Raw genomic sequence first — 377 nt, forward strand, 5'->3', positions numbered from 1 at the left:
GAAAGCCACCATTTTCGGCTCGGCCTGACCTGAATCTCAACACACTTGGTCTGTGGCGTTGGGCCTATGGCAGTTGGACAAAGGAAAAGTGCGATGGCGGCAGACGGACGTGACGCGCGGAAAGCCACGGTCGACCCAAAGCTGTTGGAACTTCTCGCCTGCCCGCTGACCAAAGGGCCGCTGACGTGGGACGCGGAGCGCAGCGAGCTGGTCTCGCGCGTGGCCAAGCTCGCCTATCCGGTGCGCGACGGCATCCCGATCATGCTGCCCTCGGAAGCGCGCACGATCTCGGCCGAAGATGCGCTGCCGCCACCGCCACCGCGGCTGAGCGGGCCGTCGTAATCGGTGTCCTCATAGGTGCAGCGACGTAGGTTGGC

At 64.7% G+C, this 377-nt stretch carries 1 protein-coding gene; it reads left to right on the forward strand.

The genetic code is table 11. The features are described from left to right. The first annotated feature begins 93 nt into the window (after window positions 1–93). Window positions 94–342, forward strand: a complete 249-nt coding sequence (locus tag EN808_RS35305; protein ID WP_127862475.1) for a Trm112 family protein — start codon at window positions 94–96, stop codon at window positions 340–342. The last annotated feature ends 35 nt before the right edge of the window (window positions 343–377 follow it).

Source organism: Mesorhizobium sp. M8A.F.Ca.ET.165.01.1.1 (genome assembly GCF_004792065.1).
In the GTDB taxonomy this organism is placed as follows: Bacteria; Pseudomonadota; Alphaproteobacteria; order Rhizobiales; family Rhizobiaceae; genus Mesorhizobium.